Origin of the sequence: Hyphobacterium sp., assembly GCF_965217055.1 — a bacterium.
GTDB lineage: Bacteria > Pseudomonadota > Alphaproteobacteria > Caulobacterales > Maricaulaceae > Hyphobacterium.
In genome coordinates, this window is sequence record NZ_OZ244227.1 from 592,035 (window position 1) to 615,000 (window position 22,966).

The following is a 22,966-nucleotide window of genomic DNA, read 5'->3' on the forward strand; positions in this document are numbered from 1 at the left end:
CTATCCTCGGGCAAGGGCGACAAGTGCGTCGGCAAAGGCTCCGGCCGCGCCGGGACGGCCCAGTGTCTTCGCCTTGGCGGCACGATTGGCAAGATCATCGGAATTGGAGAGGCGAACTTCAAGCAGCGCCGTCAGTGCAGACGACGTGAACTCGGTCTCTGAAATCGCGTCCGCTGCACCAATGTCGACCAGGCTTTCCGCGTTCGCGGTCTGGTGATCATCGGCGGCGATGGCGAGCGGAACAAAAATCGCCGGCCGGCCGATGCACGCAATTTCCGATACGCTCGATGCGCCTGCCCTTGCGATTACCAGATGGCTGGCGGCAAGCCGCTCTGCAACATCGTTGAAAAAGGGCTCGCATTCGGCTTCCACGCTGGCGTCTGCATACATATCTCGGGCCATGGCCAACGATTCCTCGCGGGTCTGTTGGGCGACAACAAGGCGGGAACGTAGCCATTCCGGGAGTTCGGCGACGGCCTGCGGCACGGTCTCGGACAGGATGCGCGCGCCTAGGCTGCCGCCAAGTACGAAAAGCCGGATAGGTCCATCGAGCGCCGGAAACGGGAGTTCGCGGGCTTCGACGAACGGCGCGCGAACCGGATTGCCAAGCACTTCGTGGCGTGCGGCAGATGGCAGTTTGTCGAGTCGATCAAATCCCGATGCGACAAAAGCCGCATCTGCGGCAAACACGCGATTGACCCGGCCAAGCACGGCATTCTGTTCGTGAATGGCGAAGGGTATGTTCTTCTGCCGTGCCGCGAGCAGCGCCGGAAAGGCCGGATAGCCGCCGAAACCGGCGACGACGTCCGGCTTCCAGGTCTTCAGGATGTAGCGGCAAGCCTGCCAGCCGAAACACAATTGCATCCACGCCGAAGCGAGCTTGACGGGGTTACGCGTGACCGGGCTGGCCGCCTGGATCGGGTCGATTGCCACGGCGGGGAAACCATCCGTGTGTTTCATGCCGCGAGAGTCCGTGACCAGGCGAACCTGCCAGCCACGATCGACGAGTTCCTGCGCCGCCGCACGGGCAGGAAACATGTGCCCGCCGGTCCCCCCGGCGGCAATCAATGCGCGCTTAGGTCCTGTCATGAACGCAGATAGGCGCCCGGCCGTCTTCGCGTCAATGCCAGCATCAGTCCCGCGCCCAGCGCCAGCGCCAACATGGAAGACCCCCCATAGGATATGAAAGGCAAGGTCATGCCTTTCGGCGGAATAAGGTCGAGATTGACGCCGATATTGATGACGGCCTGCAGGCCGAACTGGAGCGCCAGCCCGGACACGGCGAGTTGCGCAAAATGATCGGTGAGCTTGAGCGCATTCATCCAGGCGCGGGCGACGAGGATGGCGAACAGGCCGATGATGGCGAGCGAGGCGATGAGGCCGAACTCTTCGGCGGCGACCGCGAAGATGAAGTCGGTATGGGAGTCCGGCAGCAAGCGCTTGATCGTGCCCTCGCCCGGTCCGACACCCATGACGCCACCGCGGGATATCGCGGCGATCGCCGTGTCGGTCTGGTAGGTCTCGCCGGCATCGGGATTGAGGAAGCGCTCAACGCGCGTTGCCACATAGGGCAGGAACAGCCAGGCAGAGACAATGCCGGCGGTCGCGGTGGTCGCGAGGCCGAGCATCCAGCGAAAATTGAGACCCGCGACGAAGAACACACCGCCGAACACCAGGGTGATCAGAATGGACTGGCCGAAATCGGGTTGCTGCATCAGGAGAACGACACTGGTCAGGTAGAGACCGAAGGCAATCACCCGCCCCGGGATCGGTGCGCCATTCCGCGCTTCAGCAAATAGCCAGGCACAGATGACGATCAGCGACGGTTTGAGGAATTCGGACGGCTGCAGCGAAAACCCTGCAAATCGCAGCCAGCGCGACGCACCGCCCACTTCGTGCCCGATCACGATCGTCACACCGATCAGGGCCAGCGACCCGACGAGGGTCAGCGCAGCCAGCCGGCGGATATTCCGCGACGACAGGGAAGAGACGAACAGGAGCACGCCGAGGCTCAACGCGGCGAAGAAGCTGTGCCGGTAAAGAAAGTGAAACGGATCGGAGATGTTTTCCCGCACCGTCGCGGCGGGGCTGGCGGCCAGGGACAGGATCAGCCCGACGCTGATCAGCGCGAGGACGACGAAGAGTAGGGTGCGGTCGATCGACCGCCACCAGTCGCCGACTTGCCGAGCTTCAATGGCAACCATTTCTGCCTCTTACGCGTTCCCGATCCGGGCCCGAACCAGCGTGCGAAACATGTCGCCGCGGTGTTCGAAATCCCTGAATTGGTCGAAACTCGCGCAAGCAGGTGAAAGAAGAATGACCGGCGCTGAACGCTCGCCGGCTCCCGCATCCCGTGCGGCCAGGTCAATCGCCGTTTCCAGCGTTCCGGCACGTTCGCAAGGCACAGCCCCGGACAGGGTGTTGGCGAATTCCTCTGCGGCTTCGCCAATCAGGTAAGCCTTCTCGATGCGGGGGAAGAAAGGCGCAAGAGCACCAATTCCGCCCTCTTTCTTGCGACCGCCGGCAATCCAGTAAATGTGCTCGAAGCTGGCAAGCGCCTTCGCGGCCGCTTCAGTATTGGTTGCCTTTGAATCGTTGACATAACGAACGCCCTTGTATGTGCCGACGAGTTCGAGGCGGTGTGCCAGGCCGGGGAAACTGCGAATGGCGGCCGCTATGTCCTCGGGCTTGAGGCCAAGACGGACAGCTGCAGCGTATGCCGCAGCAATATTCTGGGCGTTGTGGTCGCCGGGAAGCCCGGCCAGCTCGGCCAGGTCGAGCACCGGTCGGGGACTTTTCTCGAGCGCATCGAACAGCCGGCCGCCTAGCGCATACACGCCCTGGCTCAAGGAGCGGCCGGATGACACCGGAATCACCGCCTGGCCGTTGGCGGCTCTGAGCCGCGTCATGACGCCCGCCGAGTGATCATCGTCAACGCCGACGATAGCCGTGTCCTCGGCTGTCTGGTGCCGGAAGATGCGGAACTTGGCCGCCCTGTAGCCCGCCATGTCGCCATGGCGATCGAGATGATCCGGCGACAAGTTGAGCCAGATCGCGATATCGCAACGCAGCGTGTGCGCCAGGTCGAGCTGGTAGGAAGACAATTCGATCACGAAAACAGTTGACGAGCGCGGCGGCGCCAGGCCGAGAATCGCGTCTCCGATATTTCCGCCAATCCGCACATCGCGACCGGCCTTCTTCAGGATGTGCCCGATCAGCGCGGTTGTCGTGGATTTGCCGTTGGTGCCGGTGACGCCGACGATTTTGGGTCTGCGATCTTGCGGCAGGGCGGCCATCGCCTGCGTGAACAGTTCGATGTCGCCGATGACCGGGACGTTGTTCTCCTGCGCCTTGCCGACGAGGCGGTGCGGTTCGGGATGGGTCAACGGCACGCCCGGAGACAGGACCAGCGCACGGATTGCCGACCAGTCCGCCCGGTCGAGGTCGGTCAGCACAAAGCCTTCGGACTGCGCATTGATCCGTGTGTCTGGATTGTCGTCCCAGGCGAGGATGCGCGCTCCACCTTCGCTGAGCGCCTTGCAGGTCGTGCGACCGCTTCGCCCCAGACCGAAGACGGCCACTGCCTGGTCTTCATATCCGGGAACAGGAATCATGGCGCCTAACGCAGCTTCAGCGTCGAGAGACCGATCATGGCGAGAATCACGGCGATGATCCAGAAGCGGACCACGATGGTCGGCTCCTGCCAGCCCATCTTCTCGAAGTGGTGATGGATCGGTGCCATCTTGAAGACGCGCTTGCCGAACAGTTTGAATGACGCGATCTGCACCATCACGGAGACGGCCTCCAGCACAAACAGGCCGCCAATGATTGCCAGCACCACCTCGTGCTTGACCGCTACGGCAATGGCGCCGATGGCTCCCCCAAGCGACAGCGAACCGGTATCGCCCATGAACACCATGGCCGGAGGCGCATTGTACCAGAGGAAACCCAGCGAGGCGCCGAGCAGGGCGCCGCAGAACACGGCGAGTTCACCGGTGCCCGGTGTGAAATTGAGCTGCAGGTAATCCGCGAAAACATAGTTGCCGACGATGTAGGCGATGAAGCCGAAGCTGGCAGCGGCAATCATCACCGGCACGATGGCCAAGCCGTCCAGCCCATCCGTCAGGTTCACGGCATTCGACGAGAATGCGATGACAAGGGTTCCGAAGATCAGGAAAAAGGGTCCGAGCGGTATCAACACATCCTTGAAAAAGGGAATGGCGACCGATGTCGCATAGCCTTCCGGCACGTCCGGCGCCTGCCCGAGCAGGCTGGTCATCCACCAAATGGCAATGCCGCCGATTACAAACTGCAACAGGAGTTTCATCCGGCCAGACAGGCCGGCCGTCGATTTCTGCGTGACCTTGCGGAAATCGTCGATGAAACCGATCGCTCCGTAGCCTGTGGTGACGAACAGCACGACCCAGAGATACTGGTTGGAGAGATCGCCCCAGAGCAGTGTGCCGATCACGATACCGACGAGGATGAGAAACCCGCCCATAGTCGGCGTACCCGCCTTCTCGATGATGTGACGCTCCGGACCGTCTTCGCGAATGGGCTGTCCTTCGCGCTGTTTTTTCTTGAGCCAGCGAATGAAAGGCGCACCGCCGACCATCGCAATCAGGAGCGCTGTCATCAACGCCCCACCGGTCCGGAAAGTGATGTAATTCAACAGGTTGAAGAGTGCGAAGTCTTCAGCGTAAGGCAGCAGCAGCCATTCCAACATATCGAGTTTTTATCCCTGTCCCCGAGCGCCGAATGAGTGTTCGGCCAGCATTCGGGCAATTCTGTGGACGCCCGATGCGTTCGATCCTTTCACAAACACCACATCACCCGGCGCAATGTAACTCACGAGTGCAGGTTTCAGGTCGTCAGCTTCGGTTTCGAACGCGACCAGCCGGTCGCCGGAAAGCGCGTCAGCCAACGGCTGCATGCCATCGCCGGCAAGGAAAACGGCGTCGACCGACGCGGCGTCGAGTGGATCAAGCAGGGCACGATGCATGGCGGGAGCGCCAGGGCCCAGTTCGAGCATTTCGCCCAGCACCGCGATCCGGCGCCCGCCCTGCGGCTGGGTTGCGCCGAGCACCGACAGTCCCGAAGCCATCGACGCGGGATTGGCATTGTAGCTGTCGTCGATCAGCGTGAAATGGCCATCGCCGTGCGCGACCTGTCGGCTGGCACCTCGTCCGTCACCGGCCGAAATCGTGGCCAACGCATCTGCGGTCGCTTCGGCATCGACGCCGGCGGCGACGGCGGTCGCGAAAATTGCCGCGGCGTTCCAGGCCCAATGGGTGCCCGCTGCCGGAACATGAAATCCAACGGATTTGCCGAGTACCGACACACGCCCGCGTCCACCTTCGGGTCCGGTCTCGAAATCCTCGATCCGTACGGCTGCGCCCTCGGCCCGACCAAACTCCAGCATGAAAGCTGCTGCGCTATGCGCTGCGTGCTCGCGCAAGCGAGCGCTCTGATCATCGTCGGCCGGAAAAATCGCGACGCCGTCGGGGTGCAGCCCTTCGAAGATCTCCGCCTTCGCATCCGCGATCGCCTCCATGGAACCCAGATTTTGCAGATGCGCCGGCGCAATTTTCGTGATCAGCGCAACATGCGGCCGCGCAAGCGTCGATAGTTCGCGGATCTCGCCGGCATGATTCATGCCCATTTCGTAGACCGCTCGATCGGTGTCGCGCGGCATCATCGCGACCGTCAGAGGCACGCCCCAGTGATTGTTGTAGGATTTCTGCGATGCATGCGCGCTCCCGACGCTGCGGAAGACCGTGGCGAGGGCTTCCTTGACGCTGGTCTTTCCGACACTGCCGGTCACCGCAACACGGATCGCGCGTGAGCGATCGCGAGCGTATCGCGCCAGAGCGCGCAAGCCTTCCAGCGTCTCACCGACAACAAGCTTGTTGCCGGGACCACAATCGGTCCGCGCCACTAGAGCAGCCGCAGCGCCGCGCGCCATGGCATCGGGCACGAAATCATGCCCGTCGCGCTGATCCTGCAGGGCGACGAACAGATCGCCCGGCTTGAGGGTCCGCGTGTCGATCGAAATACCGGTTGCGTTCCAGCCATTTTCGGGGACGAGTTCACCGGCGGTCGCCGCCACGGCTTCGCGGGCTGTCCAGAGAGGGTCAGCCATTGGCCCCTCCCATCGCGGCAACAGCCTTGCGGGCTTCCTCGCGGTCGTCGAAAGGATGAACGATGTCGCCGATCTTTTGACCGGTTTCATGCCCCTTGCCGGCAATCAGCAAAGTGTCGTCACCTGTCATTGTCTCGAGGGCGGCGCGGATCGCCTGGGCGCGATCGCCGATCTCCAGGGCACCCCTTGCACCCTGCAAGACGGCCGCCCGAATTGTGGCCGGGTCTTCGGAACGCGGATTGTCATCGGTGACGATGACCCGATCTGCGAGCCTTACCGCGATCTCGCCCATCGGCCGGCGCTTGGTGGGGTCGCGATCACCGCCGCAGCCGAAGACAATGAATATCCGGCCTCGGGTATGCGGGCGGGCGGCACGGATAAGCTTGTCGAGACCGTCAGGCGTGTGTGCAAAATCGACAAGAACCGGCGCACCAGCGGATGTTCGCGCTGCGAGCTCGAGCCGCCCCGGCACCCCGTCAAGTTCACCGATCCCCGCCAGCGCCGCGTCGAGATCAACACCCGACCGCGTCGCCATCGCAGCCGCACCGACCGCATTGGCCACCTGGAATTCGCCGACAAGCGGCAATTCGATCTTGTGCGTCTTGCCATTGATTTCCAGTGTCACAACCTGGCTCGCGGGTTTCGGCGCAAGCTCGCGGATACGCCAGTCACGACCGCTCCAGCCGACCTGGGTAACATCGAGGCCGCGGGCAGCGGATTTCTGTGCGACTTCGCCACCCCAGTCGGAATCGACATTGATAATCGCCGGCGAACCGTCCTCGGCGAGTTCGAGGAACAATTTCATCTTGCTGGCAAAATAGTCCGCAAAATCTGGGTGATAGTCGAGATGATCCTGCGTCAGGTTGGTGAATCCGGTCAGCGTGACCCTGACCGCGTCCATTCGCTTCTGCTTGAGACCGTGGCTCGAGGCTTCCATCGCCAGGTGCGTGCAACCGTCTGTGGCAAGCTTGTCGAGCGCCGCGTGCACGGCAGCGGCATCGGGCGTTGTATAACCGGTCTCGATCCAGCCCTCGCCGCGGGCCACGCCCAGCGTTCCGAGACTGGCCCCGTCGATGCCGGCGCGGCGCCAGATTTGACGCAGGAAATCCACTGTCGAGCTTTTCCCATTGGTCCCGGTCACCGCGGCAATCACGCCTGGCTGACACGGATAGAACCGCGCTGCGATCTCGGCAAAGCGGTGCACCGGGTCAGCGTCATGAATGGCCAGCGCACCGTCGACGGTCACGCCGGCTTCGGTCAGAACCGCGACCGCGCCCGCCGCGATCGCCTGCGGAATATAATCGCGCCCATCAACGGTCAGCCCGGGCAGCGCCGCAAAAAGGAAACCGGGCTTCACGGCCCGGCTGTCCAGCGTCAGTCCGGCAATCTCTACATCGGGACCACCGGCTTCGCCGGGAGATATCAGATCTGACAGTTTCACTCGTCCGGTCTCACCACGGGTTCGGGATCGGGGGTCAGGGCCGCGCGCACGAGCGCCGAGCGCGTGAGTGGATCGTCCTCCTGCTCGACCCCCAGAATCGAGGCGATCCTGGATATGATTTCGCCTGCTGCGGGGGCCGCCGTCCACCCACCTGTTGCATAGCCATAGGTCGCGCTGGTGCCTTGTGGCTCCTCGAGCACGACCAGCACGACATACTGCGGATCATCATAGGGAAAGACGGCGGAGAAAGAGGATATCAGCCGGTCCTCGTCATACCCTCCCCGTCCCGGCCGCTCGGCGGTGCCAGTCTTGCCGGCAACACGGAATCCCGGTGCGTCGGCACGCCCACCCGTGCCGTTGGCGACGACTTCCCTCATCAAGTCGAGAACGCCTTGGGCGACATGCGGGGCAATGACCTGTTCGCCTGCCACTGTCTCGCCGGGACGCACAGGGCGCAGGGTCGGGCGGACATAAACGCCGCCATTTGCAATCGCTGCAAACGCCGAGGCGACGGCCAGCGGGCTGACCGCAATGCCGTGCCCATACGAAATGGTGGCTGTTTCGGTCGGACCCCATTGGCGCGGCAGCAGCGGAGTTGCGCTTTCCGCCAGCTCGACCGGAGCACGCTCGAGGAGACGCAGACGCTGCAACAGGTCGCGCTGCGCGTCGGCGCCGGCTTCCATCGCAATCAGCGAGGAACCGATATTGGAGGAATGCGTGAAAATCTCTTCCAGTGTCAGCGCACGGTTCTCGGCGTGGAAGTCCTCGATCGTATGCCCGCCGACGCGGATTGGCGATGTCGCATCGAAAGTTTCGCCGGGCTCGGCAATACCTTGCTCCAATGCAAGGGCAACCGTGAAGGCCTTGAAGGTGGACCCCATTTCGTAACGTGCCTGGAGCGCCCGGTTGAGGCGATCTCCCGCGTCCGCTTCGCCGGCGCGATTGGGATCAAAATCCGGCAAGGACACCAGGCTCATGATCTCGCCGGTCTCGACATCCATAACGATACCGGTCGCTGACAGCGCCTGGAATTCCGCCATGTAACGGCGCAACACCTCGTCGACATGGAATTGCACGCCCATGTCGATCGACAGCGGAACCGGGCGGCCGCCATCATTAGCGAGGGCCGAGTTGAAGGCCTGTTCGGCGCCGGCAAGGCCCTCAAGGTCGCGACTGGCATGACCGATGGCATGCGCGGCGAGTCGGCCGCGCGGATAGACCCGCCGCGGCTCGGTGCGGAATTCAAGGCCCGGCATACCGAGCGCGAAAACGGCCTGACGTTGACGCGGGGTGAGATTACGCTGGATCCAGACAAACCGGCGCCTCGAAGAGAGATCTGCGGTCAGTTCGTCGACGTCGAGTTCGGGCAAAACCGTCACCAGCGCCTCGGCCGTCTCGCGCGCGTCCCAGACCAGTTGCGGGTCGCCGAAAAGCGACCAGGTCTCCAGTGTCGTCGCCAGCACCTGGCCATTGCGGTCGACAAGATCGCCGCGGCGAATTTCAGCCTGGACAGGGACGGACGCCACGGCCTCACCTCCGGAAAAGGCGAGTTCCAGGGCGCGAAAGCCGAGGGCGGCAAAGGCGATGACCAGGGTAAAACCGATAACGGCCATGCGCCGGCGCGCGTCCTCGACGATCGAGGCGTCTTCATTTTCCACGCGCAGGACGCGGGTCAGATTGTCGGGTGCCGTTTCCGGCAAGGGTCGGATATCCGCGTAGGACTCCAGTGTCCGGCGCAATTTGTTGCGAGGCCGCCAGAAGCGGATCACTGCCGCCCCCCGGTTTGCCGGACATTGGCGGCTTCCGCACCATCACCAGCGACTGCAACGGTGCGGTTGGCTGGCTCAATCAGCAGCGGCAGGTCCGACATCGAGACCTCGCGACGCGGGTCCAGAGGTTCGAAGCCAAGATACTGCCGGGCCAGTGCCCGCAATCGGTCAGGATCCTCGAGATGCGCGATGTCAACGCGCAACACGTTGATCTGGCGGCGTTCCTCAGCGAGATCCGAGCGCATCTCCGCAAGCCTCTCGCGGGCTTCCTGCGCTTCTGTCTTCGCAATGTAGAGCGCGACCGCAAGCACGGAAGCCACGATAAAGGCGAGCACATTGAGAGCACGGATCATGAGGAGACCTCCAGCCGTTCGAGTGACGGCGCGGTGGGAAACAGGGCGTGTTCTTCCGGCCATGCCGGGGCATCAGTGCGTATGGCAGCTCTAAGACGCGCCGAACGGGCGCGCGGGTTAACGTTAATCTCCTCGCGCGAAGGCTCGATGGCCTTGCGGGTAAGGAGTCGCAAAGACGGTTCGGGCCCCTGCTCGATTTCCGGCAAATGGCGCGAGCCGCCTGCACCCAGGCCAGCGCGTGCACGGAAGAAAGTCTTGACGATGCGGTCTTCCAGCGAATGGAAAGTGACCACCACGATGCGACCCAGCGGCGCGAGAATCTGTTCCGCTGCATGCAGCGCGCGAACCAGTTCACCCATCTCGTCATTGATGAAGATGCGGAGCGCCTGGAAGACGCGGGTTGCCGGATGGGTCTTGCCGGGCTTGCCACCAATCGCGCGGGCGACGATTTCTGCAAGCTGGTCGGTCGTCTCGAAAGGCTGCGCATCACGCTGGCGCACGATTGCTGCAGCGACGCGGCGGGATTTGCGCTCGTCACCATAGATATAGAGAATATCCGCGAGCTCTCTTTCGGAGAGCTGTGCAATGGCGTCAGCGGCACTCGGCCCGGCGCCGCTCATGCGCATGTCGAGCGGGCCCGGCCGCGAAAAGGAGAAGCCCCGCTCGGCCTGATCGAGCTGCATCGAGGATACACCGAGATCGAGCACGATACCGTCGACTGTCTGACCTCCGGCGCCTTCGACTACGTTCTGCATCTCGGAAAATGGCGCTTCTACGAGGACGAAACGGCCACCCGATGCCTGCTTCAGGTCCTCACCGACGGGGCGCACATTGGGATCGCGGTCGATACCCAGAACGCGACAGTCGGCCGCTGCCAGGATGGCACGGCTGTAACCGCCGGCGCCAAACGTGCCGTCGACATAGAGCGCGCCGTCGCGGGGTTCGAGCGCGTGGAGCACTTCATCAAGCAGGACGGGAACATGGTTCATGTGCCCGCCTCCTCGCGCCGCCGCGGACGACGAAGCTTGAGCTTGTTTTCCTTGGCGAAGCTGCGGGCCGATGACGCGCGCTTGTCGTAGCTTTCCGGGTTCCAGATCTCAAAACGGCGACCCAGCCCGACAAATGTTGCCTTGCCGTTCAGATCTGCATGATCGGCCAGCTCCCGGGGCAACGTAATGCGGCCATTCGCATCGAATGACAGTGTGCGAGCTGCGCCGAAAATCGACTGTTCGAGTGCCTGTCGGGCGTCATCATAGGGATCCATGTCCTCGATCATGTCGAGATAATCGTCCATCAACGCCTGCCCGCCGCCCTCCAGCCAGGGGCCATCGAAGCTGGGCCAGACGTAAATGCCGTCGAAAGGTCCACCTGAGACATTTGAGCGGAATCCTGCCGGAACCGATACGCGGCCCTTAGCATCAATCCCATTCGTGGCGGTCGATACGAACACCAGTGCCTCCCCTGCCGCAGCTCGTGCGGTTAACAATGGGATAACATGGGAATTGATGGGAAACAATGGAGAATGGCCTGAAAACGGCACTTTTTAATGCTGCGTACAAGTATTCGCGGCGCTTGTTGCGGCGCACAAAAAGAACAGTTCAAGAACATTTTTGTGGAAAAGTGTGGAAAAGGCGGGTCAGGCGGCCTGTAAGCCGGGTTCTGTGCCATTCTTTCCGTTACGGAAAGAACGCGACGACCATTCCTCTGCGACACACCTTGCGGCATGCCTGACGCGACCTACCCGGATGGCGCCGTAAGGCGGGCGTGCGGGAAACCCGCGTCCATCCCTATTCGGTCTTGCTCCAGGTGGGGCTTGCCGTGCCCCCTTCCTTGCGGTCGGGGCGGTGCGCTCTTACCGCACCGTTTCACCCTTACCCGCCGTCGCGAAAGCGATGGCAGGCGGTCTGTTCTCTGTGGCGCTATCCCTGGGGTTACCCCCGCCGGGCGTTACCCGGCACCTTGCCTTTCCGGAGCCCGGACTTTCCTCCCTTGCACCCTTTCGGGACCTGCAAGAGCGGCCGCCCGGCCGCCTGACCCGCCGCTTATGTCGTGGTTTTGCAGTCGAAGGTCAAGGAATGGGGGTCAGAGCAGCCACCGCCGCGACCAGGCGCGCAGTCTCCGGATCGAGCACGCCGTCAACCCGCGCAGGGCGATAATGGCGCTGAAACGCCTTGACTACCGCGCGTTCGCCCGCCTCCAGCCCGTAACCAATGGCGGCGAACTGTGCCGAGGCGTCACCGGCCTCGCCAGGCGCTTTCGGGAACAGACCACAACCCGCCTCGGCCAACTGGTCCCACGGGAATTTCTCGCCCGGATCCTGCTTGCGGCCGGGCGCGACATCCGAATGGCCGACGACCCGGTGCGGCGGAATGCCATAACGGCGCATGATTTCCTTCACTAGCGAAATAACGCAGTTAATTTGCGCCTGGGGATAATCAGGCAAGCCAAAATCGTGACCGCCATTGACGATCTCGATGCCGATGGAAACCGAGTTGATATCGGTTTCGCCCGCCCATTCCGAGACACCGGCATGCCAGGCGCGACGGCTCTCGTCGACCAACTGAAAGACACGCCCGTCTTCCTCAATCATGTAATGGGCCGAGACTCCCGCCTCGGCATCGCACATCCGCGCAAGCGCTGCCTCGCCGCTTTCCATGCCGGTATAATGCAACACGATCAGGCTGATCGGCTTGGCACGTGCATTGTGATTCGGCGAACGGGCCTGGATGATGTTCAAAGCGATTCCTCGCGCACCAGCGGGGCCTTCGGCAATTGCTTGTTCGGCCGGGACGCGACGATACCGGCCCCGAGCAGCGTCATCAATCCGCCCACGACCAAAGTCGGGCCGAAGCGGTCGCCGGTGATCATGACGCCGGACACGACGCCGATCAGGGGCGCCATCAGCGTCAGCGGCGCGACCAGCGTGGTCTCGTATTTCTGAAGCACGAAATAGAACACACCGTGGCCGTATATGTTGACCAGCACGACGGTGAAGAAGAGTGCGGCCAGGAACATCCAACCGCCGGCGGTCACGGCTTCCACCTGGCCGCTCTCGAACGCCGCGGTGCCGATCAGCAAGACCGGCGACGACAATAGGCCAATCCAGGCCTGCAAACGCATGGGTTTCATGTCGATGCGGCGGATCAGGATCATCGCGACAGAGGCGACGAAGGCGGCAGCCAGGCCGAACAGCAAGCCCACAGAGAGGGTGAGCTCGGCAGGGTTTGCGACGACCAGCACGACGCCGAGTATGGCCAGCACGGTGGCGCCGCCCCGAACCCAGCCAATGCGCTCCTTGAGCCAGACCACGGACAGCAGTGTGACCATGGGAACCCCGCTCTGAAGCACCAGCGCCATGGCCGAAGGTGTCGCCGTTTGCAGTCCGATGAAGATGAATGTGTACTGCGCTGCCCCCATGCCCAACGCCACGCCAGCGAGGGTCAACCATTGTCTGGGCCAGGGTCGCAGGAAAGGCAGCAACAGCACAGCCAGAACGGCGAACCGCAGGAAAGCAAACCCGATCGGGGGTACGCCCTCAAAGCCAGGCACCCAGCCCGGTGCGCCGGTTACCGCAAACTTCGCGACCACGAAATTCAGCCCCCAGAAGAGGCAGACCAGCATGAAGGCAAAAAAGTCGCGCGATGACATCCGAGCGGCCTATACCGACGCCCGAAATTCACCAAGTGACAGAGTGTTACGAATTCAGTCGCGCTTCTGGTCGTCGCCGTCGACTGTCCAGCCTGACGGGCCATGACGCGCCACCAGAACGGTGATGCCGTCATCCTCGTCATCACGCTTGCCACCGCGGACCTTGCGCCACAGCCACCAGGCGCCGCCCGCCAGCATTGCGGCGCCGATCACGACGAGCGCTGCCGCCGCGAAAATCGCGGCGAACATCAGAACCATGCCGAAAAACGCCACCGCAAGAACGGCAGCGATGAGCGCGCGCAGCCAATTGCCGGCTGTGTGCGGGAAACGGAAGGTTTGTGTCTGGGTCATGTCTGCCCCTTTCAGCACGCGCGAGACTACTCAATGCTCGCCCTATAATCTTGGGGCCGAGGCGCGCCGCGTCAATCACCTGTCACGTTATTTTCAGGGGGATTGAGCGCCCGCTCGTCCCTTATCTCTGCGTAGGCCGCGTTGATAGCTGCCATCTTATCGACCGCAAGCCGTTGTAATTCTGCAGGAACACCGCGCGCAATCAGGGCATCGGGATGATTTCGCGACGCCATGCGGCGGTAAGCCTGGCGCAGTTCGGCGTCGGAAACATCCGGGTCGATCCCGAGGATGACGTAGGGATCATTCGCGTCGATGAGGCCGTGTGACATACGCATGCGGCGGAATTCCAGCGCCGAGAATCCGAAAATCCCGGCGACGGTCTCGAGATAGTCGAGCTCCGAATCGGTGACGACTCCATCTGATTTGGCGATGTGGAAAAGCCCGTCCATCACGTCTTCCAGCACGGCGGAATTCTGGCGGAAACGACGGGCCAGCCGGCGGGCATATCCATCGAAACCGAGCGTGGTTTCCTTTGCCAGGTTGAAAGCGCGAGCGATCACGTCACGCCCTTCGGGCGGTGCATGGAAAACCTGCTGGAATGCAGCGATCTCGTCGCGGGTCACGACCCCGTCAGCCTTGGCCATCTTGGCGCCCAGCCCGATCAGTGCCATGGCGAAATCGGCATCGTCGACGCGATGCCCGGGACCGCAGTCCTCGCCTTCGCAATCGAAGGGATCCGGCTGTCCGGTAATGAAGTCTGTCAGCTTGCGCCAGAAGCCCATGAGTCTAGTCTCCACGCCTCCATGTAACGCCGGGTCGAGGGGATTAGAAGGCGTGTCTAGCACCTGGGAATTCTGGATCGACCGCGGCGGCACCTTCACCGACATCATTGCGCGGCAACCCGACGGCCGTCTGACAGCGATGAAGCTGCTGTCGGAGAACCCCGACTACGAGGACGCCGCATCGCAAGGCGTGCGCCGTTGTCTCGAATTGGCGGACACTGACCCTGTCCCCGAGGGGAAGATCACGGCTGTGAAGATGGGCACGACGGTGGCGACAAACGCCCTGCTGGAGCGGAAGGGCGCGGCCACATGCCTCGTCGTGACCAAAGGGTTCGCGGATCTGCTCGTTATCGGCGACCAGACCCGACCGGACATTTTCGCTCTGGAGATCAGGCGCCCGGCTCCGCTGCACCATCGTGTCGTCGAGGTGCCCGCCCGGATGAGCGCCGACGGCCGCGAAATCACAGCCGTCGATGCGAAAGCCGTCGCATCGGCCCTGGAAGCGGCGCGACGCGGCGGGTGCACGACCTGTGCGATCGCGCTGATGCACTCAACGGCCGATCGTTCGCATGAGAAATATATTGCTCAGCTTGCCCGGGAGATCGGGTTCGAGACGGTAATCACGTCCGTCGAGGCCAGCCCGCTCGTAAAATTGGTACCGCGCGCTTCGACGACGGTACTTGATGCCTATCTGACGCCGGTTCTGAAGGACTATGCCGGACGAGTGGCGGATCGCCTCGACGGCGCCCCCCTCTACTTCATGCAGTCCTCCGGCGGACTGACCTCGGCGCAGACCTTTGCCGCGCGCGATGCCGTGCTGTCCGGTCCGGCGGGCGGCGTTGTGGGCATGGCGCGGACAGCACAGAGAGCCGGATACCCACACGTGATCGGCTTTGACATGGGCGGCACATCGACGGATGTCTCGCGCTTTGACGGTGATCGCTACGCGCGGGTCGGCGAGGCGGTGATTGCCGGCCAGCGCCTGCGCGCACCGATGTTGGCCGTGCATACGGTAGCAGCCGGTGGCGGCTCGGTCCTGTTTTTCGATGGCGAACGGGCGCGGGTCGGCCCCGACAGCGCCGGCGCCTTGCCCGGCCCGGCCGGCTATGGCCGCGGCGGACCGGCTGCCGTGACCGATGCCAATATTGTTCTGGGGCGCATCCAGCCGGACCATTTCCCGCACAGTTTCGGATCCGACGGGCAGAGCCCGCTTGATGCCCGGGCAAGCCGCGACGCGCTCACCGGGCTGGCGAGCCAGATGGGCCTCGACAGCGCCGAAGCTGCTGCCGCCGGATTCCTGGCCGTTGCGGTCGAGAACATGGCACAGGCGATCAAGCAGATTTCAATCGGTGAAGGTGTGGATCCAGGTCGTTATGCCCTCGCCGCCTTTGGAGGCGCCGGCGGTCAGCATGCCTGCAAGGTTGCCGAAGCAATCGGTATCAAGACCGTACTCATCCACCCGTACGCGGGCCTGTTATCAGCACTCGGCATTGGCCTGGCCGAATTGCGGGAAACCCGCGAGGCCTCCATCGGTTCGCGCTTCGAGACGCATCTCGGCGCGGCGCGACGCAAGCTGGAAGCACTCTCCACTGCCGCCAGCGAAATCCTCGCGGAACAGGGTGCGCCGCCAGAGGCCATCAAAGTGCAGGGCGAGGTCCGATTGAGGGTCGCCGGCTCCGATACAGCCATCCCGGTCGAAATCGGCGATGACGACCGGATGCGGGACGCTTTTGAAAGCGCGCACCGGCGCCTCTTCGGCTTCGTGCCGGACGGAGATCTCATTATTGAATCGGTCGCCGCGGCGGCCGAGGCCAATCCGCCCGGCGCTTCGGGATGGACAATCGATCTGCCGCGGGAAACGGACCTCGAGCCAGTCGAGCACCGCGCAGTGTTCGATGGCGGTGGCTGGCGGGACTGGCCCGTGCACGACCTTTCCGGCCTGGGCGCCGGCGCCCGGCTTGGCGGACCGGCGCTGATCGTCGAACCGAACTCGACAATTGTCGTAGACCCTGGCTGGACGGCACACCGCCTCGAAGATGGGATGCTCGTGCTCGAGCTCGCAAAACGCGCAGTCACGCAAGTACGATCGACGTCGCTGGATCCGATTCGGCTGGAATTGTTCAACAAGCGGTTCATGTCGGTCGCCGAACAAATGGGCGTGGCGCTGGAGCGCACGGCGCATTCCGTCAACATGAAGGAGCGCCTGGATTTTTCCTGCGCGGTGTTTGATGCCGAGGGCGGGCTGGTCGCGAACGCGCCGCACATGCCGGTGCATCTCGGCTCGATGTCGGCGAGTGTGAAGTCCGCGGTAGCGGCGCATCCAGGGCTCGGGCCCGGTGATGCTGTCGCCGTTAACGCGCCTTATGAAGGCGGCACGCATTTGCCCGACATCACCGTCGTGGTGCCAGTCCATGCCGACTCCGGCGAGCGGCTTTTCTATGTCGCGGCACGCGGTCATCATGCAGATGTCGGGGGTATCGCGCCGGGCTCGATGCCGCCTTTCTCGACCTCGATCGAGGAAGAAGGCGTATCCTTTGCCAATGACGTCATCATGCGCGACGGGCATTTCCTGACCGAAATCGTCCGGGGTGTCCTGGAAAGCGGCCCATTCCCGGCACGCAATCCGGACCAGAACATTGCCGACCTCAAGGCCCAGCTTGCCGCCTGTGCCAAGGGAGCTGCCGAGCTGAACCGCCTGGTGGACGATCACGGTCTGGACGTTGTGCGAGCCTATATGGGACATGTTCAGGACAATGCCGAGCGCGCCGTCCGCCGCGTCATCGGCGCTCTGCAGAACGGGTCCGCCCGGATCCGGCTCGACGATGGCGCAGAAGTCCGGGTGGCAATCCGGGTCGATCGCGAAACACGTTCTGCTGTTGTCGATTTCGCCGGGACAAGCGCTCAGCTGAGGTCCAATTTCAATGCGCCATCGAGTGTGGCACGCGCTGCCGTGCTCTATGTCTTCCGTTGCCTCGTCGGCGACCAGATCCCTCTCAATGAGGGCTGCCTCAAACCGATCGAGCTGATCATCCCCGAAGGCTGTCTACTCAATCCGAAGCCGCCGGCGGCCGTGGTGGCTGGCAATGTCGAGACCAGCCAGATGGTGGTTGATGTGCTGTTTGCTGCTACCGGGCGAATGGCGGCCGCCCAGGGAACAATGAACAATCTGACCTTCGGCAATGACCGGCTCCAGTATTACGAGACGATCTGCGGCGGCTCAGGGGCGGGCATCGATGCTGACGGAAACGGGTTCGCCGGCACGGATGCAATTCACACCCATATGACCAATTCGCGGATGACCGATCCCGAAGTCCTGGAGCGGCGTTATCCGGTGAGAGTATGTGCGCACCGTATCCGCGAAAATTCCGGGGGCGATGGCGCCTTCCGCGGCGGCGATGGGTCGATCCGGCGGCTCGAATTCCTCGAACCGATGGAGGTCGCGCTGCTGTCCTCGCACCGGCGCGAAGCACCGGCCGGGCTGGCCGGTGGTGGCGACGCGTCATGCGGCGTCCAACGCCTGATCCGCGCAGACGGCGAGATCGTCCAGCTGGCGGGGCTGTTCTCGGTCGCGGTTCAAGCCGGCGACGCGATCGAAATCGCCACGCCGGGCGGCGGCGGGTATGGCGCCGCATAGAGCGTAACCCCGCGATTCCCACCCCGAACCGCCAAAATTAATCATGTTTAATCAGCCGATCCACCCGCATCCGGTGGTCGTAAAACCTCTTGCCTGCCGCAGAAAAGCGCAGGCCTTGGGCAGCCCAGATTGCCCTGTCCCCCAACGACTCAGGAGTTCACCTCAATGCGCAACATCATGATCTCTCTTGCCGCCGCGACCGCCTTAGCAGCTCCCGCGCTGGCCCACGACGCCAATACCTCTGCCATCAAAGCCAAGCTGATGGACGGCCATGGCAGCCATCAAACGATGCAGGATGACATCGTCGACACGGCGATCAATGCCGGTTCGTTCGCCACCTTGGTCGCGGCCCTCCAGGCAGCCGGCCTTGTTGAGACTCTGCGCGGCGAAGGCCCGTTCACGGTCTTCGCTCCGACGGATGACGCTTTTGCGGCGCTCGGCGAAGACACGATCAATTCGCTGCTGCAACCGGAAAACCGCGACCAGCTTGTTGCCATCCTGACCTATCACGTTGTTGCCGGCGAGTATTTCGCCGCCGACCTGGCCGGTCAGGAACTTTCCGTCGAGTCCGTCCAGGGCGACACAATCGACATCAACGCGACCCACGGTTCGGTCATGATTGACGGCGCCACTGTTGTTTCCGCCGATGTTGATGCATCCAATGGCGTCATTCACGTCATCAATGAAGTGATCATGCCCGACACCCACTAGTCGGCAGGTCACGTAAAGACGGAGCCGGGTCGCCCCTTCCCTGTCCCAATGGCCCGCTCTGAATTGCCGCCCGCAGACAATGCCCTGTCTGCGGGCGGTCTTCGTTTCGGGGTCAGAGAATCTCGTCTTCGTCGAAGAGCGGATGCCCCTCGAAAGCCTGTTCCAGTTCGGTGTGGCCGTCCTCGGTGATGGGTTTGACGACTTCCGCAATATGAAACAGCGCATCGCCTTCATTGACGATGGGCAGCATGGTCCGTCCGATGATGAGCCCGGTCGCCGGTGATTTGACCTCGGTCTCCTGCTGGCCCAGCGGATCGGACAGTCCCGCGACGACCTCGCCCTCTTCCACCCAGGCGCCAATGGTCTTGTAGGCGCGCAAGACGCCGCCCATGGTCGCGCGCATCCATTCACTGGACTTGCTGACATCGGGCTGCAGGGGCGTCCGCATACGCTTGTCCTGGTTCAGCATGCCGAGCTTTCGCAGGACGCGCAGCACGCCGGTCACGCCAATGCGCAATGCCGTCTCGTCAAAGCGAAGGGCTTCACCGCACTCATAGACGAGGACGTCCTTGCCGAGATCGCGCGCTGCCTGGCGCAAGGAGCCGTCGCGCAGTTTCGACAGGATGATCACGGGCGGCGCGAACGACTGAGCCAGTTCCATAGCCCGCTTCGACCCGCCGTCGATGCGAATCTGCGGAAGGTTGACCCGGTGCTGGGCGGCGGAATGCAGGTCGATACCCACATCACAGCGCGACACGATCTCGGTCATGAAGATCTTGGCCAGCCGCGCAGCGAGCGAACCTTTTGTCGCGCCGGGGAATGACCGGTTGAGGTCGCGGCGATCCGGCAGGTAGCGCGAGTGATTGATGAAACCATAGCCGTTGACGATCGGCACGCAGATCAGCGTGCCCTTCAGCTGCTTCAGCTGCGGCGTCCGGATCAGGCGGCGGACGATCTCGACGCCGATGATCTCATCGCCATGGATGGCTCCAGAGACGAAGACGGTCGGCCCCGGCTGCTTGCCGTGCAGCACATGGGCCGCCATCGACATCGGGGTATGGTCGGAAAGCACCGAGACCGGGATGTCGACAATGGCGCTTTTGCCGGGCAGGATCGTCTTCCCGGCCATCACAAACGGTTCGCGCGTCACCCCGTGCCCTTCGTCTTTGTCTTGCCGTGTTTCGCTGTTTTTTCGATCAGCTGGATGATTTGGCCAGCAACATCGAGGCCGGTCGCGCCTTCGATGCCTTCGAGGCCGGGCGAGGAATTGACTTCCATCACGACCGGGCCGTGGTTGGCACGCAGCAAATCCACGCCGCAGACGTGCAAGCCCATTATTTTTGCAGCCCGAACCGCGGTCGCGCGCTCCTCGGGTGTGATCTTGATCTTGGTTGCGCCACCGCCGCGATGGAGATTCGACCGAAATTCGCCTTCTGCACCCTGGCGTTTCATGGCCGCCACGACCTTTCCGCCGACCACGATCGTCCGGATATCGGCGCCGCCGGCCTCCTTGATGAATTCCTGGACCAGGATGTTCACCTTGGCGCCGCGAAAGGCTTCAATCACGGATTTGGCCGAGCGGCGTGTTTCGGCAAGGACCACGCCGACGCCCTGCGTGCCTTCCAGAAGCTTGATGACGACCGGCTCTCCGCCCACCATGTCGAGCAATTCGTCGAGTTGTCGCGTGTCATGTGCGAACGCCGTGACCGGCAATCCTATGCCGGCTCGCGACAGAAGCTGGAGCGAGCGCAGCTTGTCTCGCGACCGTGTGATAGCAACCGATTCCGCCAGCGACCAGGCACCGGTCATTTCAAACTGACGCACGACCGCTGTGCCGTAGCTGGTGATGGACGTTCCGATACGGGGTATCACGGCGTCATATTCCGGCAATTGTTCACCCCGATAGTGCAGGGCTGGCCGGTGCGATGTGATATTCATGTAGATGCGCAGTGTATCGAGGATATCGATTTCATGGCCGCGCTCTTCGGCCGCTTCGACGAGTCGCTTGTGCGAGTAGAGGTCTGCATTGCGGCAAAGAAGGGCAAGGCGCATTGGGTCACCAATTTGAAGCTAGGAATTTCGCGGTGCGCGGCGGTCTAGTTACCACACAAATAGGACGCTGCGGCGTCGATGAGTGTCCGGCTCCGCAGCGCGGTGCGACCTAGTAGCATGCGAAACCCCATCTCGTCACGTCGGCTGAGTGTAAGGTCGATCGGCCAGGTCCGACTGCCCAGCTTCAACCTGGTGCGGATGACGAAGCGCTTGGAGATCTGCCCGTTCGAGGACCGGATCAGCCGTTCATCGAACACCGGTGCCTCGCAGCCGATGCGGTGGTGATTGTTCTTCTGCTTGGGGTGCAGATCGAACCGGACCCAAGGGGCTCCATCGCGTTCGAATGGTTCGATCTCCCAAGCATGAACCGCAGATGTGCGCGCACCTGTGTCGATCTTGGCTTTGATACGGGCGCCGCCGAGATCAGGCAGGTCGACCCATTCGCGCCAGCCAATGGTGAATTGCGAACGGCGTTTGCGGCTCTCGTTCAATCGCCCAACCATCCCTGAAACGCGACGTCGCTGAAGACGACATCGCCGACCATCAACGTGCCGGTCAACGCCTGCTGCGCATTCTGCGGATTACCGGCCATCATCTCGTCGATATGTGCCCGATTCCAGGTGCCGGAAAAGCGGATTTCACCGAGCAGGTCGTGGCTGCCGGCGAACTGCATTCCTTCATCATTCACCGCAAACATGTCGGGCTGGATCCAGTGCGTCACCTCGTAATATGTATTGCCCAACTCGCCTGTTCCGGTGGGGCTGGACGTGTCGTCAAAACTCAATCCGATGGGCGGATAGGCATCCGCCTCACCATTCATGTAGGCTTCCGCCTCCCACTGCATGGACAGGGAGATGTGATCGAGCTGGATGGTGCCGATGCTAACATCTTCCTGCGGCAGGAAATAGCCGAAGAGTTCGCTGGACAAAGACCAGCTCTGGCCCTGAAGTCCTGCCGCCACGGTTTCGGTAACGGCCTCGTTCTGCTGCGATCCGGGCGCAGGCTGCGCGCCCGGCTCGGCACCGCTGCATGCGCCGACCATCAGCGCGGCGAAAACGGAACAAACGGTCATCCGGAACATGGCCTGCCTCCTGTCATCCATGGCGCCAAGCTAAGCCGAATTGCCCAGACACGTCCATTGCTGCCGGATCGGAAAAACCGGGTTTTCGACGGGCTCGCTGGTCCGCCGGCCGATCATCTCCCATATGCGGTGGCAAAGGAGACCATCCATGACCCAGATCCGAACGCTCGTGCATCTCGAACCCGGCATGGCCGCGACCGACGGCGCCGGCGTCAAGCTGAACCGGCTGCTCGGCACGCCGCGCCTGCCGCAGATCGACCCGTTCCTGATGCTCGACAATTTCCATTCCGACAACCCGGACGACTACATCGCCGGCTTTCCGCCTCACCCGCATCGCGGCTTCGAGACAGTGACCTACATGTTCGCCGGCCGCATGCGCCACAAGGACAACAAGGGACATGAAGGCGTGATCGAAGCGGGCGGTGTGCAATGGATGACTGCCGCCGGCGGGATCGTGCACTCCGAAATGCCGGAGCAGGAGGACGGGCTGATGTCCGGCTTCCAGCTGTGGATCAATCTGCCGCGCGCCGAGAAGATGAAACCGGCGCGATATCAGGAATACGCACCGGACGACATTCCGGTCGAGGCGCGCCAGGGTGCGGTCGCGAGGATCGTGGCCGGCAAGACATCAACAGGCGTCGAGGGACCGGTGAAGAACATCACCGTACAGCCTTTCCTCGCAGAAATCGTGATGAAGCCGAACGCCGTATTCGAGGAAGCATTGCCGGCGGAGCATTCCGCAATCGTCGCCGTGCATGACGGCGCGATCCTACTGCCGCGCACGGGCAGTGAAGCGCCAATGGCGGTTGCTGCCGGCGAGCTCGGCGTGCTGGGTGAAGGCGATCTGACCCGGGTGGAAGCCGGAAACGAAGGCGCTCGGCTATTGCTGATCGCGGCCAAACCGCTGCGGGAGCCGGTGGCGCGCGGCGGGCCCTTCGTGATGAACACGCAAGGCGAGGTCCGCCAGGCGATGCTGGACTACCAGTCGGGGCGGTTCTGACG

At 62.8% G+C, this 22,966-nt stretch carries 21 protein-coding genes and 1 other RNA gene; 3 read left to right on the plus strand and 19 right to left on the minus strand.

Annotated features, from left to right (window positions below; all coding sequences use genetic code 11):
- The 15 genes from murG to ACOOFN_RS03040 form a co-directional block, all read right to left on the minus strand.
- On the minus strand, positions 1 to 1,089 hold the full coding sequence (gene murG / locus ACOOFN_RS02970; protein ID WP_420433528.1) for an undecaprenyldiphospho-muramoylpentapeptide beta-N-acetylglucosaminyltransferase: 1,089 nt from the start codon (positions 1,087 to 1,089) through the stop codon (positions 1 to 3).
- Positions 1,086 to 2,204: a putative lipid II flippase FtsW gene (ftsW, locus tag ACOOFN_RS02975; protein WP_420433530.1), complete on the minus strand. Its 1,119-nt coding sequence runs from the start codon at positions 2,202 to 2,204 to the stop codon at positions 1,086 to 1,088. The genes murG and ftsW overlap by 4 nt, the downstream gene beginning before the upstream one ends.
- A gap of 9 nt (positions 2,205 to 2,213) precedes the next feature.
- A complete protein-coding gene (murD, locus tag ACOOFN_RS02980) occupies positions 2,214 to 3,614 on the minus strand; it encodes a UDP-N-acetylmuramoyl-L-alanine--D-glutamate ligase (protein ID WP_420433532.1) in 1,401 nt (466 codons plus the stop codon).
- Between the two features lie 5 nt (positions 3,615 to 3,619).
- Positions 3,620 to 4,726 (minus strand): phospho-N-acetylmuramoyl-pentapeptide-transferase, encoded by a 1,107-nt coding sequence (gene mraY, locus ACOOFN_RS02985; RefSeq protein WP_420433534.1) that lies wholly within the window; start codon positions 4,724 to 4,726, stop codon positions 3,620 to 3,622.
- 9 nt (positions 4,727 to 4,735) lie between these two features.
- The gene (locus ACOOFN_RS02990; protein WP_420433536.1) at positions 4,736 to 6,142 is read right to left on the minus strand and encodes a UDP-N-acetylmuramoyl-tripeptide--D-alanyl-D-alanine ligase; all 1,407 of its coding nucleotides are present in this window, start codon (positions 6,140 to 6,142) and stop codon (positions 4,736 to 4,738) included.
- Entirely contained in the window at positions 6,135 to 7,583 is a 1,449-nt protein-coding gene (locus ACOOFN_RS02995) for a UDP-N-acetylmuramoyl-L-alanyl-D-glutamate--2,6-diaminopimelate ligase (RefSeq protein ID WP_420433538.1), read from the minus strand. Before ACOOFN_RS02995 ends, ACOOFN_RS02990 begins: the two co-directional genes overlap by 8 nt.
- Positions 7,580 to 9,352 (minus strand): peptidoglycan D,D-transpeptidase FtsI family protein, encoded by a 1,773-nt coding sequence (locus ACOOFN_RS03000; RefSeq protein ID WP_420433540.1) that lies wholly within the window; start codon positions 9,350 to 9,352, stop codon positions 7,580 to 7,582. The genes ACOOFN_RS02995 and ACOOFN_RS03000 overlap by 4 nt, the downstream gene beginning before the upstream one ends.
- Positions 9,349 to 9,705, minus strand: coding sequence for a cell division protein FtsL (gene ftsL, locus ACOOFN_RS03005; protein ID WP_420433542.1), 357 nt, complete (start codon positions 9,703 to 9,705; stop codon positions 9,349 to 9,351). The genes ACOOFN_RS03000 and ftsL overlap by 4 nt, the downstream gene beginning before the upstream one ends.
- Positions 9,702 to 10,694, minus strand: a complete 993-nt coding sequence (rsmH, locus tag ACOOFN_RS03010) for a 16S rRNA (cytosine(1402)-N(4))-methyltransferase RsmH (RefSeq protein ID WP_420433544.1) — start codon at positions 10,692 to 10,694, stop codon at positions 9,702 to 9,704. The genes ftsL and rsmH overlap by 4 nt, the downstream gene beginning before the upstream one ends.
- Positions 10,691 to 11,155, minus strand: a complete 465-nt coding sequence (locus ACOOFN_RS03015) for a division/cell wall cluster transcriptional repressor MraZ (protein WP_420433546.1) — start codon at positions 11,153 to 11,155, stop codon at positions 10,691 to 10,693. Before ACOOFN_RS03015 ends, rsmH begins: the two co-directional genes overlap by 4 nt.
- 182 nt (positions 11,156 to 11,337) lie before the next feature.
- Positions 11,338 to 11,739: RNase P RNA component class A (gene rnpB, locus ACOOFN_RS03020), an RNA gene on the minus strand.
- A gap of 34 nt (positions 11,740 to 11,773) precedes the next feature.
- The gene (locus ACOOFN_RS03025; RefSeq protein WP_420434991.1) at positions 11,774 to 12,448 is read right to left on the minus strand and encodes an N-acetylmuramoyl-L-alanine amidase; all 675 of its coding nucleotides are present in this window, start codon (positions 12,446 to 12,448) and stop codon (positions 11,774 to 11,776) included.
- Positions 12,439 to 13,353, minus strand: a complete 915-nt coding sequence (locus ACOOFN_RS03030) for a DMT family transporter (protein WP_420433548.1) — start codon at positions 13,351 to 13,353, stop codon at positions 12,439 to 12,441. Before ACOOFN_RS03030 ends, ACOOFN_RS03025 begins: the two co-directional genes overlap by 10 nt.
- Before the next feature lie 54 nt (positions 13,354 to 13,407).
- Complete coding sequence (locus ACOOFN_RS03035) at positions 13,408 to 13,704, minus strand: hypothetical protein (RefSeq protein ID WP_420433550.1); 297 nt, start codon at positions 13,702 to 13,704, stop codon at positions 13,408 to 13,410.
- 71 nt (positions 13,705 to 13,775) lie between these two features.
- Positions 13,776 to 14,501 (minus strand): TerB family tellurite resistance protein, encoded by a 726-nt coding sequence (locus ACOOFN_RS03040; RefSeq protein WP_420433552.1) that lies wholly within the window; start codon positions 14,499 to 14,501, stop codon positions 13,776 to 13,778.
- Here ACOOFN_RS03040 and ACOOFN_RS03045 point away from each other — a divergent pair.
- Both ACOOFN_RS03045 and ACOOFN_RS03050 read left to right on the plus strand, forming a co-directional pair.
- Positions 14,485 to 18,120, plus strand: a complete 3,636-nt coding sequence (locus ACOOFN_RS03045; RefSeq protein WP_420433554.1) for a hydantoinase B/oxoprolinase family protein — start codon at positions 14,485 to 14,487, stop codon at positions 18,118 to 18,120. The two genes, ACOOFN_RS03040 and ACOOFN_RS03045, sit on opposite strands and share 17 nt — an antisense overlap.
- A 165-nt stretch (positions 18,121 to 18,285) precedes the next feature.
- Positions 18,286 to 18,831, plus strand: coding sequence for a fasciclin domain-containing protein (locus ACOOFN_RS03050; RefSeq protein WP_420433556.1), 546 nt, complete (start codon positions 18,286 to 18,288; stop codon positions 18,829 to 18,831).
- 112 nt (positions 18,832 to 18,943) lie between these two features.
- Here ACOOFN_RS03050 and ACOOFN_RS03055 read toward each other — a convergent pair whose 3' ends face one another.
- The 4 genes from ACOOFN_RS03055 to ACOOFN_RS03070 are packed head-to-tail and all read right to left on the minus strand — an operon-like array spanning position 18,944 to position 21,964.
- A complete protein-coding gene (locus tag ACOOFN_RS03055; protein WP_420433558.1) occupies positions 18,944 to 19,981 on the minus strand; it encodes a succinylglutamate desuccinylase/aspartoacylase family protein in 1,038 nt (345 codons plus the stop codon).
- Positions 19,978 to 20,883: a 30S ribosomal protein S6--L-glutamate ligase gene (gene rimK, locus ACOOFN_RS03060; RefSeq protein ID WP_420433560.1), complete on the minus strand. Its 906-nt coding sequence runs from the start codon at positions 20,881 to 20,883 to the stop codon at positions 19,978 to 19,980. The genes ACOOFN_RS03055 and rimK overlap by 4 nt, the downstream gene beginning before the upstream one ends.
- A gap of 44 nt (positions 20,884 to 20,927) precedes the next feature.
- Positions 20,928 to 21,386: an ATP-dependent zinc protease gene (locus ACOOFN_RS03065; protein WP_420433562.1), complete on the minus strand. Its 459-nt coding sequence runs from the start codon at positions 21,384 to 21,386 to the stop codon at positions 20,928 to 20,930.
- Positions 21,371 to 21,964, minus strand: a complete 594-nt coding sequence (locus ACOOFN_RS03070) for a hypothetical protein (RefSeq protein ID WP_420433564.1) — start codon at positions 21,962 to 21,964, stop codon at positions 21,371 to 21,373. Before ACOOFN_RS03070 ends, ACOOFN_RS03065 begins: the two co-directional genes overlap by 16 nt.
- A gap of 148 nt (positions 21,965 to 22,112) precedes the next feature.
- Here ACOOFN_RS03070 and ACOOFN_RS03075 point away from each other — a divergent pair, with 148 nt between their 5' ends.
- Positions 22,113 to 22,964 (plus strand): pirin family protein, encoded by an 852-nt coding sequence (locus ACOOFN_RS03075; protein ID WP_420433566.1) that lies wholly within the window; start codon positions 22,113 to 22,115, stop codon positions 22,962 to 22,964.
- Positions 22,965 to 22,966: the final 2 nt, after the last annotated feature.